This is a genomic window from Pseudanabaena sp. Chao 1811 (assembly GCF_027942295.1).
Classification (GTDB): Bacteria; Cyanobacteriota; Cyanobacteriia; order Pseudanabaenales; family Pseudanabaenaceae; genus Pseudanabaena.
This window is the reverse complement of the sequence record NZ_CP101416.1, coordinates 1734245-1751603: the sequence shown is the minus strand read 5'-3', so window position 1 is coordinate 1751603 and position 17359 is coordinate 1734245. Positions and strand designations below refer to the sequence as shown.

Annotated in this window: 15 protein-coding genes; 5 read left to right on the top strand and 10 right to left on the bottom strand. The window is 41.7% G+C overall.

Annotation, left to right across the window (positions count from 1 at the left end; genetic code table 11):
• Positions 1–6: 6 nt before the first annotated feature.
• Entirely contained in the window at positions 7–282 is a 276-nt protein-coding gene (locus NMG48_RS08255) for a transposase (RefSeq protein WP_271255229.1), read from the bottom strand.
• A 53-nt stretch (positions 283–335) separates the two neighbouring features.
• Entirely contained in the window at positions 336–704 is a 369-nt protein-coding gene (locus NMG48_RS08250; protein ID WP_271251623.1) for a helix-turn-helix domain-containing protein, read from the bottom strand.
• A 156-nt stretch (positions 705–860) separates the two neighbouring features.
• Between NMG48_RS08250 and NMG48_RS08245 the strand changes: the two genes are divergently transcribed.
• The 3 genes from NMG48_RS08245 (at position 861) to NMG48_RS08235 (ending at position 6476) form a co-directional block, all read left to right on the top strand.
• Entirely contained in the window at positions 861–2009 is a 1149-nt protein-coding gene (locus NMG48_RS08245; protein ID WP_271254777.1) for a glycosyltransferase, read from the top strand.
• Between the two features lie 941 nt (positions 2010–2950).
• Positions 2951–4105: a DNA polymerase III subunit beta gene (gene dnaN, locus NMG48_RS08240; RefSeq protein WP_271254776.1), complete on the top strand. Its 1155-nt coding sequence runs from the start codon at positions 2951–2953 to the stop codon at positions 4103–4105.
• Positions 4106–4445: 340 nt separating this feature from the next.
• Complete coding sequence (locus NMG48_RS08235) at positions 4446–6476, top strand: DUF3769 domain-containing protein (RefSeq protein WP_271254775.1); 2031 nt, start codon at positions 4446–4448, stop codon at positions 6474–6476.
• Between the two features lie 64 nt (positions 6477–6540).
• Here the strand turns inward: NMG48_RS08235 and msrB are convergent, their stop codons facing one another.
• On the bottom strand, positions 6541–7080 hold the full coding sequence (gene msrB, locus NMG48_RS08230; RefSeq protein WP_276067611.1) for a peptide-methionine (R)-S-oxide reductase MsrB: 540 nt from the start codon (positions 7078–7080) through the stop codon (positions 6541–6543).
• A gap of 277 nt (positions 7081–7357) precedes the next feature.
• On the opposite strand from msrB, the gene NMG48_RS08225 reads away from it, so the two are divergent.
• Positions 7358–7960, top strand: coding sequence for a superoxide dismutase (locus tag NMG48_RS08225; RefSeq protein ID WP_271254774.1), 603 nt, complete (start codon positions 7358–7360; stop codon positions 7958–7960).
• Between the two features lie 136 nt (positions 7961–8096).
• The gene (locus tag NMG48_RS08220) at positions 8097–8738 is read left to right on the top strand and encodes a Uma2 family endonuclease (protein ID WP_271254773.1); all 642 of its coding nucleotides are present in this window, start codon (positions 8097–8099) and stop codon (positions 8736–8738) included.
• 28 nt (positions 8739–8766) lie between these two features.
• Here the strand turns inward: NMG48_RS08220 and NMG48_RS08215 are convergent, their stop codons facing one another.
• The 7 genes from NMG48_RS08215 to NMG48_RS08185 form a co-directional block, all read right to left on the bottom strand.
• On the bottom strand, positions 8767–9879 hold the full coding sequence (locus NMG48_RS08215; RefSeq protein ID WP_271254772.1) for an S-(hydroxymethyl)glutathione dehydrogenase/class III alcohol dehydrogenase: 1113 nt from the start codon (positions 9877–9879) through the stop codon (positions 8767–8769).
• Positions 9880–10013: 134 nt separating this feature from the next.
• Positions 10014–10286: a BrnA antitoxin family protein gene (locus NMG48_RS08210; protein ID WP_271254771.1), complete on the bottom strand. Its 273-nt coding sequence runs from the start codon at positions 10284–10286 to the stop codon at positions 10014–10016.
• 38 nt (positions 10287–10324) lie between these two features.
• Positions 10325–10672 carry a DUF5615 family PIN-like protein gene (locus NMG48_RS08205; RefSeq protein ID WP_271254770.1) on the bottom strand — a complete coding sequence of 116 codons (348 nt, stop codon included), beginning with the start codon at positions 10670–10672 and terminating at the stop codon, positions 10325–10327.
• Between the two features lie 3 nt (positions 10673–10675).
• A complete protein-coding gene (locus tag NMG48_RS08200) occupies positions 10676–11002 on the bottom strand; it encodes a DUF433 domain-containing protein (RefSeq protein ID WP_271254769.1) in 327 nt (108 codons plus the stop codon).
• Between the two features lie 56 nt (positions 11003–11058).
• A complete protein-coding gene (locus tag NMG48_RS08195) occupies positions 11059–14178 on the bottom strand; it encodes an eIF2A-related protein (protein WP_271254768.1) in 3120 nt (1039 codons plus the stop codon).
• Between the two features lie 256 nt (positions 14179–14434).
• Complete coding sequence (locus NMG48_RS08190; protein WP_271254767.1) at positions 14435–16237, bottom strand: TIR domain-containing protein; 1803 nt, start codon at positions 16235–16237, stop codon at positions 14435–14437.
• A 77-nt stretch (positions 16238–16314) separates the two neighbouring features.
• Positions 16315–17358: a DUF4231 domain-containing protein gene (locus NMG48_RS08185; protein ID WP_271254766.1), complete on the bottom strand. Its 1044-nt coding sequence runs from the start codon at positions 17356–17358 to the stop codon at positions 16315–16317.
• Between the last annotated feature and the right edge of the window lies 1 nt (position 17359).

Genomic DNA, 17359 nt, shown 5'->3' with positions numbered 1-17359 from the left:
AAGTTCTCAGTTATCCATGATGATCCTATGCTCAGGACGTAATTTAGGTACTAGGTCATCTTGGACAAAGGTGAGAAAATCTGCTCCTTTCATAGAACCCTGAATCGTTTTCAGGCAAACAATCCCATCAACTGAAATAGCGCCAATTATTGTGTATTTCTGACCTTTGTAAAAGGGACGAAGACTGAATACTCTTTTGCCACATTCACTTCTTGCCACAGAGCGTTCCATCCCCTGCCATACTCCCGTTTCATCAATACAAATCAGATCTTCAGCTTTCACTTCATTCAATGCTTCCCAAAATTCACATCTTTGCTGTTGTACTGCCTCACTTTTTACCTTTTCATGGCGATAGGTCTTTTTTTTAGAGTGATGTTATGCCTCTGGAAAAATCGGCACATGCTGCCTGTGGTCACTGATACTCCTGTTTGTTCTGCTACTTCTTCACAGTACTGCCATAGTGTCCAATCTGGATGCTCTGAGACAATTTCGAGGATTTTCTCCTGATGCGCTTCGAGGGGACTTTTGATTGGACTACCTAATGGTTTGTGGTTTAGTTCTCCTGTCTCTCGGTATTGATTCAGTAGTTTTTGCACTGTTTTCGTCGCGACTTGAAATTGCTTCGCTACTTCCCGAATCGATGTATTTCCTGCTTCGTAGTTTGCTACGATCTTTTCTCTGAGATCTAGTGAGTAAGGTGCCATTTTTTACTCTCTTTTGGGTTTTGCTATCCTAGCTTATCTTGTACTACTCTTTCCCTCAATAGGCTGTATAGCATTTTCCGTTGTATTAAATTACAGATTTATGTTTCTCTTAGGACATTTTTTAGAATACTAATTAATATTTACAAATAAATTCTTATGAATGACAAAAGCAAATTAAAAGTCTATTTCTATTGTTTCCCACCAACGCTAAATGGCTATGGAGACTATACTTCAGGGTATCATTACTATCAACATGGAACTGTATGTTTGGCAGAAGGACTAAAGGCATTAGGCATTGAATTTTATGCAAATGTCAATTTTTGGCTACCATCACCCGAAGAGCCATTTCTATTTCGTTATGATCCCAACGTAACGCCCGATGACTGCGATATTGTCATCATCAACGATGCTTGGTGGGAAAGACAGGATCAATTTGCGAGATCCCTATGTGACATTCCCCATTTACTGCGGAAAGATCGTCCCCATCAAACCATCCTCATCGATCTCTCTGATGATGTTCCTCGCCGCAACTTTCTCGATCCACGGCTAGCCCTATTTGACCATTATTTTAAATCGCATATCTCCAAATCCACTCCCGTATTCCCTAATGCTCATCCATTTCCTTTTGGCTTATCCAACAGAATTATTCAAGAATTAGAACATGTACCTCCCTTTAGTCAACGGCAGCATAATTTATTAGTTAATTCCCGTGTATTTCTCAACGGCGATCACTCGTTGCGAAACTACATTCAGAAATACTTTTTACCCAAAATCAGTTCCATTATTCCCTTAGAGTCAAAAGTAATTGCGGATGCTCGCGATCGCGGAGCCTATCACGCATTGCAATGGGCGCAGGCTAGTGGTAGACATAATCCTGGATACTATGAGCTTTTACTGTCAACTAGTACCTGTAGCAGTTTTGGTGGTTACTTTATTTCTCCATTTCCTCAGCATCCTCACACGATTTTGGGTAGAGCCTGTCGTAAAACGATTACGAAGTTAGGATGGAAAACCCATCGACTAGTCCAATGGGATAGTTGGCGTTTGTGGGAATCTTGGGCAGCTGGATGTGTTCCCATTCATTTAGATTTTGATAAATATGGTTTTGTACTGCCTGTCATGCCCGAAAATTGGAAGCATTACTTTGGTATCGATCTCGATCATCTTGATCTCTCCATTGAAACCATTGCCCAAAATCTCGATCGCTTGCCCGAAATTTCCGCCGCAGGTCGAGCATGGGCGCTAGAGCATTATTCACCTGTAGCGATCGCCAAGCGTTTCTTAGCAACTGTAGGCATCAAGTGATCGTGCTGTCATGAGGGCAGATATCACAATTTTCTGGATTGCAACTATCCTCATGCACTTACGGAAATTATTACAAACACGAAAAATAATGGTTAATTACAGACTTCAGTCTTCAAAAATGAATTTAGAATGAAATTAAAAACATTGTCAAATTATCCCTTGCCCCACATAAATTTAGTGATATTTTACAGAAAAGATGATGGCGATCGCAAAATTTTATTACCCATTTTTTTATGTTTTGCATAAAGTTATCCTCAGCCTAGTCCCCATAAGGAACTTTTGCCTGTGGAAAACCTGTGGAAAACTCAAAATCTTTTGTGGATAACTTGGCTAAATCTGTGGATAACTTAGGTATAAATGTGGAAAACTTTTAATAAGTATTTATACTCTGTGGAAAACTAGCCACTTTTTCCACAGGTTTTTCCACAGGCAAAAATCCCTAGAGAGCCGATTAGATATACTATTTTTAAAGTTTTCCACATTTTCCACAGCCCCTACTACTACTATTAATAAATTTATTTATTCTTGAATAGTAATAATTAGATCGAACGAAAAATTAACGAAAAATAAAATTTTATTTTCAACGTATAAAAATTTCCAACGATGTTATGATTAGCTTCCACAAATTAAAAAACTAAAGAGCTTTAGCTCAACATGTTCGCTTTAAAGTTTTTTCCTAAATTTTTAAATTGCTCAAATACATTTTTTCAGTTTTGCCATTTTTTCAGATTTCTGTTAAGACTTCATTAAGTCCTCAAAATCTTTGAAACCTTCTCGACTTTTCCACATGAGCTATCTCCTCAATTTTTAAAAATTCAAACAAGTACCAAACTAACTCTCAAACAAGGCATTTACACAACAGCCTTATTGCCTTTTAGTTCAAGAATTAGCCATAATCCCATTGTTTTCCAAACAGTTTAGACAAACTTTGCCCTCAAACTATGCGACTAGTCTGCCCTCAAAACCAACTCGCTGCTAATCTTGCCCTTGTCGGTCGTGCTGTCGCGTCTCGCCCCACACACCCCATCTTGGCAAATATTCGACTGGATGCCGATAGCTCTAGCCAAAGCCTTGGTATGACTGCCTTTGATCTCAATCTGGGGATTCAGGTTTCTTTTCCTGCCCAAGTGGTAGAGGCGGGATCGATTACCCTGCCTGCAAAGCTGCTCAACGACATTGTTTCCCGTCTACCCGATGAGGACATCACTATCAGCGTAGACAAAGACAACACGATGGTGTCGATCGTCTGTGGTTCAGGTCGCTACCAAATGCATGGTCTACCTGTGGAAGAGTTTCCCGAATTGCCCCAAATTGGTGAAGATGGTGAAACTACCTACTTGCCTGTGGAATCGATGCTCAGTGGTTTAGCCTCGACCCTGTTTGCGACTTCAGCCGATGAAACTAAGCGGATTCTGACTGGGGTGCATTTGACGGCTAGTGCCGATCGCCTTGAGTTTGCTGCAACTGATGGACATCGCTTGTCCGTAGTCCAGACAGGTTTTCTCGATGCCGATGAGCCACCTGTGACGGGTGATACCGTATCCACTAGTTTGGAAGTGACGATCCCCGCCAGAGCTTTGCGGGAGCTAGAAAGAATGCTCAATCAACAGACCGAAGGGGCGATCGCGGTTAAGTTCGACCGTGCCAACATGATTTTCCAAAGTGCGAATCAAATCTTGATTTCGAGATTGCTAGACGGCACTTACCCCAACTATCGCCAGTTGATCCCCAATCGCTTTGAGCGTCAAGTTACGGTTGAGCGCAAATTGTTTCTGTCAGCCCTTGAACGGATTGCTGTACTCGCTGACCAAAAAAACAACATTGTCAAAATTACAATTGACTCGACAGGTCAGGAAATTTCTCTGTCTGTTGAAGCTCCAGACGTTGCCGCAGGGCGTGAGTCTTTGCCAGCGCAGATTTCGGGTGAAGATGTGGAAATCGCCTTTAACGTCAAATATTTGCTAGACGGCTTAAAGGCTTTGCCTAGTAATGAAATTCAAATTCAGCTCAATAACCCCACCAGTCCTGCGGTGCTTGTGCCAATTGGGGCAACTAAAATGACATATCTGCTCATGCCTGTTCAAATTCGTAACTAATTGTGTAAGTATTTGGGCATGATTAAATCCATGTAATGCAGTTACAACTTGCGTTACATGGATTTAATACGGTTTTTAATTATGACTAATAAGGGTTATAGCGCTTTGCGCTTGCTCGAAACCCAAATAAATTTTGAAAAAGCTTGCTTCGCAAGCTTTTTCAAAATTTATTTGGGTTTCACAAACCCTAAATAGGCTGTATAGCGCTTTTTAGTTGTCTCTAGTTGCTAAAGGCAACTATTAAAAAAGTCTGCCAATGGTGTGATTTTATCGTTAGATTTGCCAATAAGCGATCTTCTCCTTTTCATCTCAGCGAAAAATCCTGTAGACTTAGTTGCGTATGGACTTTTTACCACTACCTTCATCACAACTGCCGCCTAGCAACTATGCTGAGGTACGACAGGAACGCTCTCAACGCACGCTAGCATCGCCGCCAGCGCTAAATGATCATATCGCAACGAGATTTGCCGTTGAATTGCCGATTGAGGTGCAATCGCAGCTAGAGCTTTTTCTGGAATCTTTGCCCGATCCTGATGCGATCGCAAGGAAATTGATCCAATCGACTAAGGTGGCTCAAGTCGGACCAATTAAGCCTAATAGTCTGCCGAAACCTAAGCCCAAGGATAAGCCTCGTCCTGTTTTACCACCACCTCAAGGTGAGATCTTAAACGTTGTTAGCGATCGCCAAGAATATGACATTAATACACAGGTATTTGTGGCTGAAGGCAAGGTTGTAATTAAGTACAAAAAATCAGAATTAATAGCTGATCGGGTTCAATTAAATACTAAGAGTCAAGAAGTAATTGCTGATGGGAATGTATTTTTTACCCGTGGTAATCAAAAGATTCGGGGTACAAAACTCACCTATAACTATGGGACTGTCAAAGGGGAGCTACTTAAGGCATCGGGAGCCGTTGACCTTGGTACTTTAGTTAGTTCTGAAGTATCACGAACACCTGCGGAAATAGCTACTAACTCAATTACTGTATCGGCAACAGGCTCAGGTGATACTGCTGAAGGACAGGTACGCCGCTTTGGGTTTATCGCTGATCGGCTAATTTTAGATGGTGATAACTGGACAGCCGAAAATTTGCGCGTTACGAATGATCCCTTTAGCCCACCTGAATTGGAGTTAGTCACTAGCAAAGCCACTTTAACCCCGATTTCCGCGACTCAAAGTCGTCTCGAACTAGAATCTCCTAGAATCTTTTTTGATCAAGGATTTTCACTGCCCTTTCCAGTTAACAGTATCATTATTGATCGGTTTCAGCGCTTTGCCCCTGCCCTAGTGGGCTTTGACAAACGCGATCGCGATGGTGTTTTCTATCAACAAAGTTTCGATGTCGTTACTCAACCGAATTTAAGTTTTCAAGTATCGCCACAAATCCTATTACAGAGAGCCTTGTCTAGCTCTAATATCTTGGGCTTTGATATCTTTGGGGTTGTTGCTACCCTAAATGGTGCTTTTGACAATGGACAGAGTTTATCCGCGAGAGCTAGTTTATCAGGGCTAAACATATCGAAACTTGATTCGGTACTGAGGGCTAATGCTAGCTATCGATTACCTGTGTTTGGCGATCATACCTTGCTATCACAGTATGCTTTTCGCGATCAGGTTTTCAATGGTTCGTTGGGGTTTCAAGATGTAAATAATCTTTTAGGAGCTACTTTACTATCACCAAATTACGTTCTTGGAGATTCCAAAATATCTTTAAGCTATCAAGTTTCTGCTCAGTTTGTTGGTGCATTACGATCTGATATACAGCCTAATGAGGTTAGTTCATTAATCCGTGTGCAAGGTGCTGCGATTGTAAGTCGAGCATTTCCCTTACTGCGTGGTGAACCAGCCCCCGCCGAAAAGGAGACAGGATTACGGTTCTCTCCCAAACCGATTGTACCGAGGCTTGATGCCGTTGTAGCTTTGCAAGGTGTTAACTCTTTTTATTCTAATGGAGCCAATCAAGCTGCACTATTTGGAACCCTAGGTTTGTCTGGGGAAGTTGGGAATTTTGCCAAGGATTTTCTTGACTATACGGGGTTTTCCGTCAGTTATACTCAAGCCTTTTCTAGTGGTGTTTCGCCTTTCTTCTTTGATCGAATTGCTGATACTCGAACGCTTACCGCAGGCATAGTACAGCAGATCTATGGGCCAATTCGTGTTGGGATTCAGCAAAGTTGGAATCTTGATACTGGTAATTTATTTGATTCTGTCTATTCTCTAGAATATGCAAGGCGTACCTATTCAGTAATTGTCAGATACAATCCTAATCAAGGTCTGGGTGAATTTCTGTTGCGAATCAGTGATTTCAATTGGACACGTCCTCCTTCTAATGTAACCAACGTCCAGAATGGAATTGAACAGCGTAATTAGGATGTCAGCTTGTATGAGATTCTAGCTAATAACAAAAAGCCTTGCATTGCAAGGCTTTTTGTTATTAGCTAGGAATAAATTTGAGGGATACACCATTCATGCAATAGCGTTGTCCAGTTGGTTTCGGTCCATCATTAAAGACATGACCTAAATGACCACCGCATCGACTGCAATGAACTTCAACACGCTTCATGAAGAATGAATTGTCAACGGTAGTGGCGATCGCTCCTTCGATAGGCTGAAAAAAGCTGGGCCAACCTGTACCACTATTGAATTTTGTATCTGATGTAAACAGTGGCAAATCGCAACCTGCACAGTTGTAAGTACCCTTGCTATATTCCTTATCTAGGGGACTAGTAAAGGCTCGCTCAGTGCCATGCTTGCGTAAAACGCGAAACTGCTCTGGTGTGAGGATTTGTTTCCATTCATCTTCAGTTTTCATAATTGAATATTTCTTAGTTGCTTTAGTTGAGTCTATATCTAAGTCTAAGGCGATCGCTGAATCTTTGGATATGGAATTGCTCGATGGCGATCGCCAAGTCTGCCAGAGCCATGTACCGCCAATTAGGGCAGTTCCAGCTATTAGGAAATCTCTTTTTTTCATGGTTGATCTGACAAATTAATAAATGGTCGCAATCATCTATTTATGGAGGTTACGCAATTCACTAGCTTTCTGGATGTGAAATCGTTGAAAAGTAGTTAAGCAAACTTCAAGCTCAGATTGTTTTGCTGACCGCTATACGCTCAGCAAAACAATCTGAGTGGTCTGTGTATGGCAGATCACCAAAAAGTAACAGTTACTACTATCTACCATCTCGACTATAATCGTAACAATACTTAAAGCTGAGAAATCACTTCAAACTTTAATAGGTTAAACAACAATGGCATTTGAACTCCCACCTTTACCCTACGCCCAAGATGCTCTTGCAGCTTCGGGTATGTCTGCTGAGACCCTATCATTTCACTATGGTAAGCACCATAAGGCTTATGTTGATAACCTCAACAACCTGATTAAAGATACCGATCTTGCTGACAAATCCTTAGAAGAAATCATCAAGATTAGCTACAAAGAAGGCAAAGCTGGAATTTTCAATAACGCTGCTCAAGTGTGGAATCATACCTTCTACTGGAATGGTATTAAGCCTGCTGGTGGTGGCGCTCCTACTGGTGCTTTGTTGGATGCTATCAATGCGAGCTTTGGTAGCTTGGATAACTTTAAGACCGAATTTAAAAATGCTGGTGCAACTCAATTTGGTAGCGGCTGGGCATGGCTCGTTGCTGAAGGCGGTACACTGAAAATTACTAAGACTCCTAACGCTGAAAATCCTTTGATCCATGAAGGTCAAGTTCCTTTGTTGACAATGGATGTTTGGGAACATGCCTATTACCTCGACTTCCAAAATAGCCGTCCTAACTTCATGGCTAACTTTGTTGAAAAGCTAATCAACTGGGATTTTGTCGCTGCTAACTTCGCGGCTGCCTAGTTTTAAAAAGCGCTATGCGCTTTTTTGATTTTAAAAGAGAAGCCTCGCTTAGCGAGGCTTCTCTTTTTTTTGCTAAATTTTTTGGGCTAAAATTAACAAATAAGCGATCGCCTATTTGCGTCTCTCGGTGAATACCATGCCCCTACTACAAACCAAAGCTTTACTAGATAGTTGGATAGCTGTGACTTGGGAAGAGTTTGTCAATATTGCCGATGCCCCAGACTCCACCAAACTTAAAAGCTACTATTACAACGGCAAGATGAGGTTTGAAAACATGTCTACAGGCTCCGATCATTCCAAAGATCACATGACGATCATCTTGAGTGTTGGTTTATTTGCGGCTTTGCGAAATATCCCAATCAATGGACATGATTGCTGTTCCTATCGTAAGAAAGGCGCTACTGAGTTTCAGCCTGATGCGTCTTACTACATTGGTGACAAAGCTGATGTCATACCTTGGGGAACTAGAATATTTGATTTAGAGCAATATCCATTACCTGATCTGGTTATTGAAATATCGGATACTTCTATCTCCGATGACTTAGGCACAAAGCGCTTACAATATGAGGAACTCGGTATTTCAGAATATTGGATTGTGAATGTTCAGACCATGCAAATTTTTGCTTTTACAATTGGGATAGATGGTAGTACTCGGCGAATTCGTGAATCGCTAGTATTGGTAGGACTGAAGCTAGAAATCTTGGAACAAGCCATACAACGCAGTCGCCAAGAAAACCAGTCGGCAACAACTGCATGGTTAATGGAACAGTTTAGATAGAAGATAGTGGTATACCACTATCTTCTATCTATGAGAAGGTTAGTACTGTGCGGATTGCATCGCCTCTGTGCATCATATCGAAAGCCTCATTGATCTGCTCAATTGGCATGACATTTGTAATCAAACTATCGATATCGATTTTGCCTTCCATATACCAATCAACAATTTTAGGAACATCAGTCCTTCCCTTTGCGCCACCAAAGGCTGTACCTTTCCAGACTCGACCTGTGACTAATTGGAATGGACGGGTGCTGATTTCTTGTCCTGCGCCTGCAACACCGACAATCACGCTGACACCCCATCCTTTATGACAGCATTCGAGAGCTTGGCGCATAGTTTGGGTTCTGCCGATACATTCAAAGCTATAGTCCGCACCGCCTTTAGTCAGGTCAACGAGATAGGGAACGAGATCGCCTTCTACTTCTAAAGGATTCACAAAATGGGTCATGCCCATTTTTTCAGCGAGGGCGCGTTTTTTGGGATTAATGTCTACGCCGACAATCATGTTTGCGCCGACCATGCGACATGCTTGGATTACGTTTAGACCAATCCCACCTAAGCCAAAGACAACGACATTGGAACCAACTTCAACTTTGGCGGTGTTAATCACTGCGCCGATGCCAGTCGTGACACCACAGCCGATGTAGCAGACTTTCTCGAAGGGGGCATCATCACGAATTTTGGCTAAGGCAATTTCAGGGAGAACTGTGTAGTTGGCGAAGGTGGAAGTTCCCATATAATGATGAATTTTTTCGCCATTGATGGAGAATCGACTAGTTCCATCGGGCATTAAGCCTTGACCTTGGGTGACGCGGATTGCTTGGCAGAGGTTGGTTTTACCACTGAGGCAGTAGGAGCAGTTACGGCATTCGGGAGTGTAGAGAGGAATGACGCGATCGCCTGCTTTAAGAGAGGTAACACCTGCACCGACTTCGACGACGACACCTGCGCCTTCATGTCCGAGGATGGCGGGAAATAGTCCTTCGGGGTCATCTCCTGAGAGGGTGAATGCGTCGGTGTGACAGACTCCCGTGGCTTTGATCTCGACAAGCACTTCTCCTGCTTTGGGAGGATCTAGTTGTACGGTCTCAATTTTGAGGGGTTGTCCTGCGGCAAAGGCAACTGCGGCTTTTACGTCCATGAATCTTATGATGTTCCTGAATTAACGGCGAGATGACAGCCATGAAGCTACTATATCACCATATATATTGTCGCTAAACTCATCACCAAAAAACGCGATCGCTCAAACACAAAATTCCTTACATCTCCAATTTTTTACATTCTATTTGTTCCTTCTGTTTGATGTTCTATCATGTATTTCTTGAGGACAGTATTAATCAAGGTTTGGTAGCCTCGTGGAACTTGTTGCTTATACCATGCTAGGACGTTTGGATCGATTCTGATGGTGACGGGAACTTTGACGGGGGGAATGTTGAGTGTAGCTTTTTGCCAGAATTCTGTATTAGTGGCTGGTGCATCTGAATAGTCGATGTCAGATTCCTGCATCTGTCCAAGGATTTTCAGTTGTTCTTCTCTCGATATAGCCATAGTAAATTTCCCTTTCTTCTATATTTTCGCGTCATCCCCTATAGAGGCAAGTATTGAATATGGTTAGAGAAGTCTTCCAGATCACTAACTTTGGCAATTAGTTCTAAGTCCCTCACGCAAACGCCTATACTCGCAATTTGTTGTGCGGCATAAATGATGCCAATAAAGTTAGTCTCTTCTTGTAGAAGTTGATTGGCGATCGCCAAAAAATCATCATCTCTAGTGAATAAAACTCGCTGTAACTCGTTAGCTCTCGCTAAAACCTGAGGGTCTGGATCTCCTGATCGCTGATCTTCTTGAACAGAAAGCACATCTACTCCTCTTAGACGCAATCCAAGTAAAATTTGGCGCGGTACGTTTTCATCCATGTATAGGGCGATCGCCATAGATTAATGAGGTCTTGCTTGAAGTTTAGCTTGCAATGGTGAGATTGGAGCGTTTAGGCGCATTTGTTCGGCGTAGTCGAGGCGGCGCTGGATATCGTTATCAAGTTCTTGTTTGTGATCCCAGTAGTAGGCGAGGGCAGAATAGATCTTACTGAGGGCAATGTGGGGATATTGAAAATGTAGTTCTTCTGGACTCCAGCCATAGGTAAGATGCGAGGTGACTAGCTCGATGACTTTCATGGTCGTACCTGAAATGATAGGTACGTTGTCTTGAAGTTGGATGTGCATATATTGGGTTGGTGTGTCGAGCATCGTGCAGACCTCTTTCATGTTTTTACCCTGTTACATATTCTCTAGTTTAATCCGAATTTTTTCCTTTTATCTTTTTACTTTTTCCTTGGCTCAATGCCACACATCTGTCTGTCTTCATCACTCGCGTTGGGATTATTAACCAGATAATCATGCAGCCACGTGCAACTCCTCGCCATCAGGTCATCGAGATCAAGATTCCATAAAATTACATTGTTGTCTTGACTACCAGAGGCGATCATTTTACCATCAGGTCTAAATGCAACGCTAAGCACATCATCACTATGACCTTTCAACGTTTGCAATTCTTGTCCGTCCAAGCTCCACAATTTGATGGTGTCGTCTAAGCTTCCTGTCGCAAGTGTTTTTCCATCAGGACTAAAGGCTACACTAGAGACAAAAGAGCTATGCCCTGTGAGGGTTTTGGGACTCATCCCATCTAGGTTCCACAATTTCACGGTTTTGTCGTCACTACCAGTGGCGATCATCTTGCCATCGGGACTAAACGCTACGCTATTAACGGGAGCGGTGTGTTTTTCAAACGTTTTCTTTTCATTTACGTCCAGATTCCACAATTTTACAGTTCCGTCCCTGCTTCCTGTCACTAGCATTTTGCCATCGGGACTAAACGCTACACTATTGACAGAAGCAGGCTGCATTTCAAACGTCTTCTTTTCATTTCTGTCCAGATTCCATAGTTTTACAGTTCCATCACTATTTCCTGTCACCAGCATTTTTCCATCGGGACTAAATGCTACACTATTGACAGAAGCAGGCTGCATTTCAAACGTCTTCTTTTCATTTCCGTTCAGATCCCACAATTTTATAGTTCCATCACTATTTCCCGTCACCAGTATTTTGCCATCGGGACTAAACGCTATACTATTGACAGAATTAGTCTGCATTTCAAATGTCTTCTTTTCATTTCTGTCCAGATTCCATAGTTTCACAATTCCGTCTCGGTTTCCTGTTACTAGCATTTTTCCATCGGGACTAAATGCTACGCTATTGACATGGTTGCTATGCTCTAAAGTTTTTAGTTTCCTACCATCCAAACTCCACAATTTGAGGCTGCTGTCCCCACTTCCTGTCGCAATCGTCTTGCCATCGGGACTAAAAGCAACACTAGAAACATATTCACTATGTCCAGTAAATGTTTTCTGTTCCTTGCCATCTAGACTCCACAATTTCATGGTTTTGTCATAACTGCCAGAGGCGATCATTTTTCCATCTGGACTAAAGGTGACACTAGAGACATTATCACTATGCCCAGTGAATGTCTTCTGTTTCTTGTAATCCACCAAACTCCACAATTCTACGGTTCCTTCCCCACTTCCTGTCACTAGCATTTTTCCGTCTAGACTAAAGGCAAGCGAGGAAAATGCAGTTACTCCTTCAATTTTTTTTGATATCTCCTTGCCATCTAGACTCCAAAATTTTACGGTTTTGTCGTCACTACCAGAGGCAATCATTTTGCCATCGGGACTAAACGCTACACTATTGACAGAAGCAGTGTGTTCAGCAAATGTTTTCTGTTCCTTGCTATCTAAACTCCATAATTTCACAGTTTTATCCCCACTTGCTGTCGCGATCGTTTTTCCATCTGGACTAAACGCTATGCTATTGACAGAAGCAGTGTGTCCAATCAACGGTTTATTTTCCTTACCATCTAGACTCCACAATTTCACTGTTTCGTCACTGCTAGAAGCAATTGTCTCACCATCTGGACTAATGGCAATACAGTTAACAGGAGTACTATGCTTTTTGAAGGATTTAATTTTTGTGCCATCAAGATTCCATAACGTCACGGTTCCATCCCAACTTCCTGTCACGATCATTTTCCCATTGAGGCTAAAGACCATACTAAAGATCATATAATCATGAGTGAAACGATTTTTTTCTTTGATTTCATATAAAAGTTGAGATAAGTTCGCTGTAACCAACATTTTTGTATCATTTTTTAACCAAAGCTTAAAATCTAATTGCTTTAGCTTCTGAACTGCACTGAATAATTGTAACAATGCATCAATATCTTTCCCTCCCTGAAAAGATGCTTTTGCCTCAAGAGATTTCAGTTTTATATCCGCCAGTTTAATATCATCAGTTGCTTCTTTCACTGCCGCCGCCGCCTTTGCCTGTTCCGCTAAGGCAACCTTCACCTTCCCTTCCGCATCCACAATTTTCGCCTGTGCCACCGCTACCTTCTCCGCCGATTCTTGCGCCACCTTCTCCGCCTCAGCCTTAGCCAATTCCAGATTCTTTTGTGCCTCCTTAACCTTCAGATCCGCCTCTTTTTTCTTCTCATTGGCATCCCTTATCGTTGTCGCCGATGATCGCTTCACTTTTTCCGAGTCTTTTTGAATTTCATCAGCCTTTTTCTGCGCCATTGATACAGAGTTATCAGCTTCTTGTAACTTAGCCTTTGCCTCCTTCTCTGTTTTCTCGACCTTAACATTAGCCTCATTCACAAACTTATTTGCCGACACACTCGCAACCACAGCCAACAAAATCGTCCCCGCCAAAATCCCTGAGCCAATTTTGGTACGCAGCGCTGCCTTCTGCACCGCCTCTCGTAGAATCGCCGCCGCGTGATCGCTTGCATCCTCCACATCGCGACTATTTTTGATATAGGTTTCCTGAAGTTCTGTTGGCTGCGGATCTTTACCCGCACTCTCACCCAACCACATCTCCGCACTTGCGAGATCGTCCCCGCGCAATAACAAACTATCCGATCGCCCTTTACCCCATTCGATCGCCCTCACCAATAGCCGCGTATGACTATGCAAATGCTCTAGATCCAGCGAAATCGTCTCCGTCAGCGTCTTAAACGCCGCCTCAAAATCATCCTGCTCCCGAAACATCAACCAATTGTGCTGCTTGATCCTCTCATGGGCAAGATTCCCATCCTCAAAGTTAAACGCATCGCGCCGCACAATTGGAAACAATCGCTTATTATTTCGCACCGCATGGAGGATTTCCTTCGCGCATACCTCAGAGGCAATCGAATCGGGACTAATCACAAAAATAAAAGTATCCGCAGCTTCGATTCCTTTCTCGATCTCTGACCACCAATCCGAAGTAAGCGGAATATCCTTCCAATCTACCCAAATCTTCTTTTGGCTGCGTTCTAAAGCCTTATATAAGACACTGACAAATTCTTTATCTTTGCGTGAGTAAGAAATAAAAACATCAGCCATAAAAAAATTTTAATTATGTTATTTAAATAGGCTAAAACTTAGATTATCATATGAACAGATTATCATGATTTTCTGAATAAATTTTGTGTCATTAGTCCTGCATTATAAGTTTTTCCCTTACTTTATTTTGTTGTTTTTTGAGGTTGGGTATTATAGTGTTCCAACTAACTTTATAGGCTTTTCTGAAAAACAAATATCTTCTGGAGGAGTTAGCAGGATATCCTTATAAACCAGTATCTAATCTTTTTATCAGTAATTATTTGGTTCTATCAATGTAATCCATAGTCCATTGCAAATTAAAAGGTTCAAATAGTCGATTCATTGGATATGTTGAAGGATTTTCGAGCGATTGACCTAATTTTTTATCTTCACATTCAAGTGCACGTTCCCATGCAGAATTATTAAAATTATAATCTCTCCAAGACCATCCTATTCCAACAGCGAGTACTCCCCCTCCTTTAGAGACAAACTTTTTGATTGCATCGATTTCTTCTTGTTTTAAGTTGCCCCAAGCATTACCAACTATTAGAATATCTACTTCATTAAGATTAATATCTGTAATTGGTGCAGGAATATCATTTACTGTATATTTCCAATTTTCAAATTGTTTTTTCCATTTTGATAATCTTGATAATTTGTCATTTTGGCTCACTGTAAGGATCTCACAATGTCCACTTGAGACAACTATTCTCTGTCTTCCATAACGTCCATTCAACCATTTAAGTACTGTCTTTATAAATTCTTGACTTTCTTCATTTTTGAAATTCAACAATTCATCATGGAGGATACCATCATGGGAAGCTGCTAATATTCTTCCACGCTCAAACTCTCTTAACATTGCAAATATCTGATTGTCTTTTTTTAGTAGCGTTGACCAAGCTTGATCGTTATTGAGTACTTTTAAGACACCTGGTACAGAGTCTGGTCTAATGATCTGATCGATGGACTTTTGACCTAAAAAAGCGAGTTGTAATTTTGTAGTTTCTACGAATAAATTGTCAGCTTCCTTTTTGGCTTTTAGAGCTATGTCTGCCTCAGTACGAGCTTCAGTCTTAGCTTGTAGAGCTTTATCAGCCTCAGCTTTAGCTTTGTTATTAGCTTTATCAGCTTCAGTCTTAGCTTGTAGAGCTTTATCAGCCTCAGCTTTAGCTTTGTTATTAGCTTTATCAGCTTCAGTCTTAGCTTGTAGAGATTTGTTTGCTTCAGTCTTAGCTTTGTTATTAGCTTTATCAGCTTCAGTCTTAGCTTTATCAGCTTCAGTCTTAGCTTGTAGAGCTTTGTTTGCCTCATCCTTAGCTTTTTTATTAGCTTCATTAGCTTGATGCAATGAATTAGTCCCTAAAAAAACTGCAACTCCTGCCATCAAGATAGCTCCAGCCAAAATTACCGCGCCAACTTTGGTGCGTCGTGTCGCTTTCTGCACAGCAGCCTGAAGGATCTCTGCTGCGCGATGATTAGCGTCCTCTACATCACGACTATTTTTGATATAGGTTTCCTGAAGTTCTGTTGGTAGTGGTTCCGTATCTTCATTCTCCGTCAACCACATCTCCGCAGTTTCAAGATCCTCACCCCGCAATAATAAACTATCTTTGCGCCCCAGATCATTCCATTCGATCGCCTTTACCAACAGCCTTGTATGCCGATGTAAATGTTCTAAATCTATCGAAATTGCTAGAGTCAGCTTCTCAAATGCCACCTCAAAATCATCCTGCTCCCGAAACATCAACCAATTATGTCTTTGCAAAACCGCATGAGCAACATTCCCCTCCTCAAATTTCTCCACATCGCGTCTCACAATCGGAAACAATCTCTTATTATGTTTTACAGCATGATCGATTTCCTTCGCACAAACCTCAGAGGCAACCGAGTCAGGACTAATCACAAATACAAACGTATCTGCAGCTTCAATCCCCTTCTCAATCTCTGTCCACCAATCCGAAGTAAGCGGAATATCTTTCCAATCAATCCAGATCTTCTTTTGGCTGCGTTCAAATGCTTCGTATAAGATACTGACAAATTCTTTATCTTTACGTGAGTATGAAATAAAAACGTCAGCCATGAAAACCCTTACCTGACAAGCCTGAAAAATAGCTTTATCTTAACTTAATTTTTAGCTAATAATCAAGTTAAAAATCATTAATTTTTCTTGCTTTCTGCCTCTTCTTTCTCTTTATAGAGTTCCGACAGCGCCTCGCGCATCTCCTCCACCCAACTACTCGTCTCCGACTGAATTACCTTCTCCGTACTGTTGACTAATTTTTTGATGTTATCTGGATTTGCCCTCGCCTCATCCGTCAGCGCGTGCCACCAACACAACAGATTCTCTAAATTGCAAGCAGCTTGGTTATAAGCCATCATGGTCGTATCTAATTGCTTAAAATCCAAAAAACTAGCGATCGCTGTAGCGATCGCATTGGTAATCGCAATCCATATCTCCGCCTGAACCGCCGCCAAAAAAGTTCCCAAACCGCCCCAAACATAAATCGACCATTGCAGAAGTTGCCATTGTCGATCTAGCTTCACTGTTTTACGGCGATACCAACTAAGCTGGTCAATCAATCGATATCCTAAATACTGCTCAACTGTTAGTGGTGAAAATGTTTCTGTATCTTCTCTACAAACATTATTTTTAATTGCTTTTAGTAGTTCCTTACTACCAATCTCTAACCCACTATCAAGAGCTAATCCTGATCGATTCACTTGTGTTTTCATCAAGCGATCGCTAACTACCTGAATCGACTCCGCCAACCGCATATCCGCATCTTTGGGTTCGTAAATACTGAGTGTGCGATAGCAATAGATTTCCTTTTTGAGGATTTCGGCACTAGCTCGCAAAATAATCCAATTCATCCCGCGATCTAACTTCACTGAAGCCGCCAACAAAACACTGACCGTGATCGGCGCAATAATCACCAACCAATAAAAACCATTGCTGAGAATATTGAAAATTTGGCTAAATTCAGGCTTATCCAAACCAATCAATCCGATCAGATGCTTATCCCATGCAGATCTGATTATCACCAAGATTGTCGAAATCACACCCACAACTAAAATTGCAATCCGAAAATTTAAAAAACGCCTCTGCGTTACAACTGCTGTGCGATCATAAACACAAAACAATCGCCATGCATCTTCCAAAAGCGAACGATTAAGTGGATTTGATTCTGGTATCGCTTCCATT

Coding starts and splice junctions, on each gene's coding strand:
- NMG48_RS08245 (WP_271254777.1), top strand. CDS start 861: ATGAATGACAAAAGCAAATTAAAAGTCTATTTCTATTGTTTCCCACCA.
- NMG48_RS08235 (WP_271254775.1), top strand. CDS start 4,446: ATGGACTTTTTACCACTACCTTCATCACAACTGCCGCCTAGCAACTAT.
- NMG48_RS08200 (WP_271254769.1), bottom strand. CDS start 11,002: ATGAAAGAGGTCTGCACGATGCTCGACACACCAACCCAATATATGCAC.
- NMG48_RS08210 (WP_271254771.1), bottom strand. CDS start 10,286: ATGGCTATATCGAGAGAAGAACAACTGAAAATCCTTGGACAGATGCAG.
- dnaN (WP_271254776.1), top strand. CDS start 2,951: ATGCGACTAGTCTGCCCTCAAAACCAACTCGCTGCTAATCTTGCCCTT.
- msrB (WP_276067611.1), bottom strand. CDS start 7,080: ATGAAAAAAAGAGATTTCCTAATAGCTGGAACTGCCCTAATTGGCGGT.
- NMG48_RS08190 (WP_271254767.1), bottom strand. CDS start 16,237: ATGGCTGACGTTTTTATTTCATACTCACGTAAAGATAAAGAATTTGTC.
- NMG48_RS08205 (WP_271254770.1), bottom strand. CDS start 10,672: ATGGCGATCGCCCTATACATGGATGAAAACGTACCGCGCCAAATTTTA.
- NMG48_RS08195 (WP_271254768.1), bottom strand. CDS start 14,178: ATGGCTGATGTTTTTATTTCTTACTCACGCAAAGATAAAGAATTTGTC.
- NMG48_RS08220 (WP_271254773.1), top strand. CDS start 8,097: ATGCCCCTACTACAAACCAAAGCTTTACTAGATAGTTGGATAGCTGTG.
- NMG48_RS08225 (WP_271254774.1), top strand. CDS start 7,358: ATGGCATTTGAACTCCCACCTTTACCCTACGCCCAAGATGCTCTTGCA.
- NMG48_RS08185 (WP_271254766.1), bottom strand. CDS start 17,358: ATGGAAGCGATACCAGAATCAAATCCACTTAATCGTTCGCTTTTGGAA.
- NMG48_RS08250 (WP_271251623.1), bottom strand. CDS start 704: ATGGCACCTTACTCACTAGATCTCAGAGAAAAGATCGTAGCAAACTAC.
- NMG48_RS08215 (WP_271254772.1), bottom strand. CDS start 9,879: ATGGACGTAAAAGCCGCAGTTGCCTTTGCCGCAGGACAACCCCTCAAA.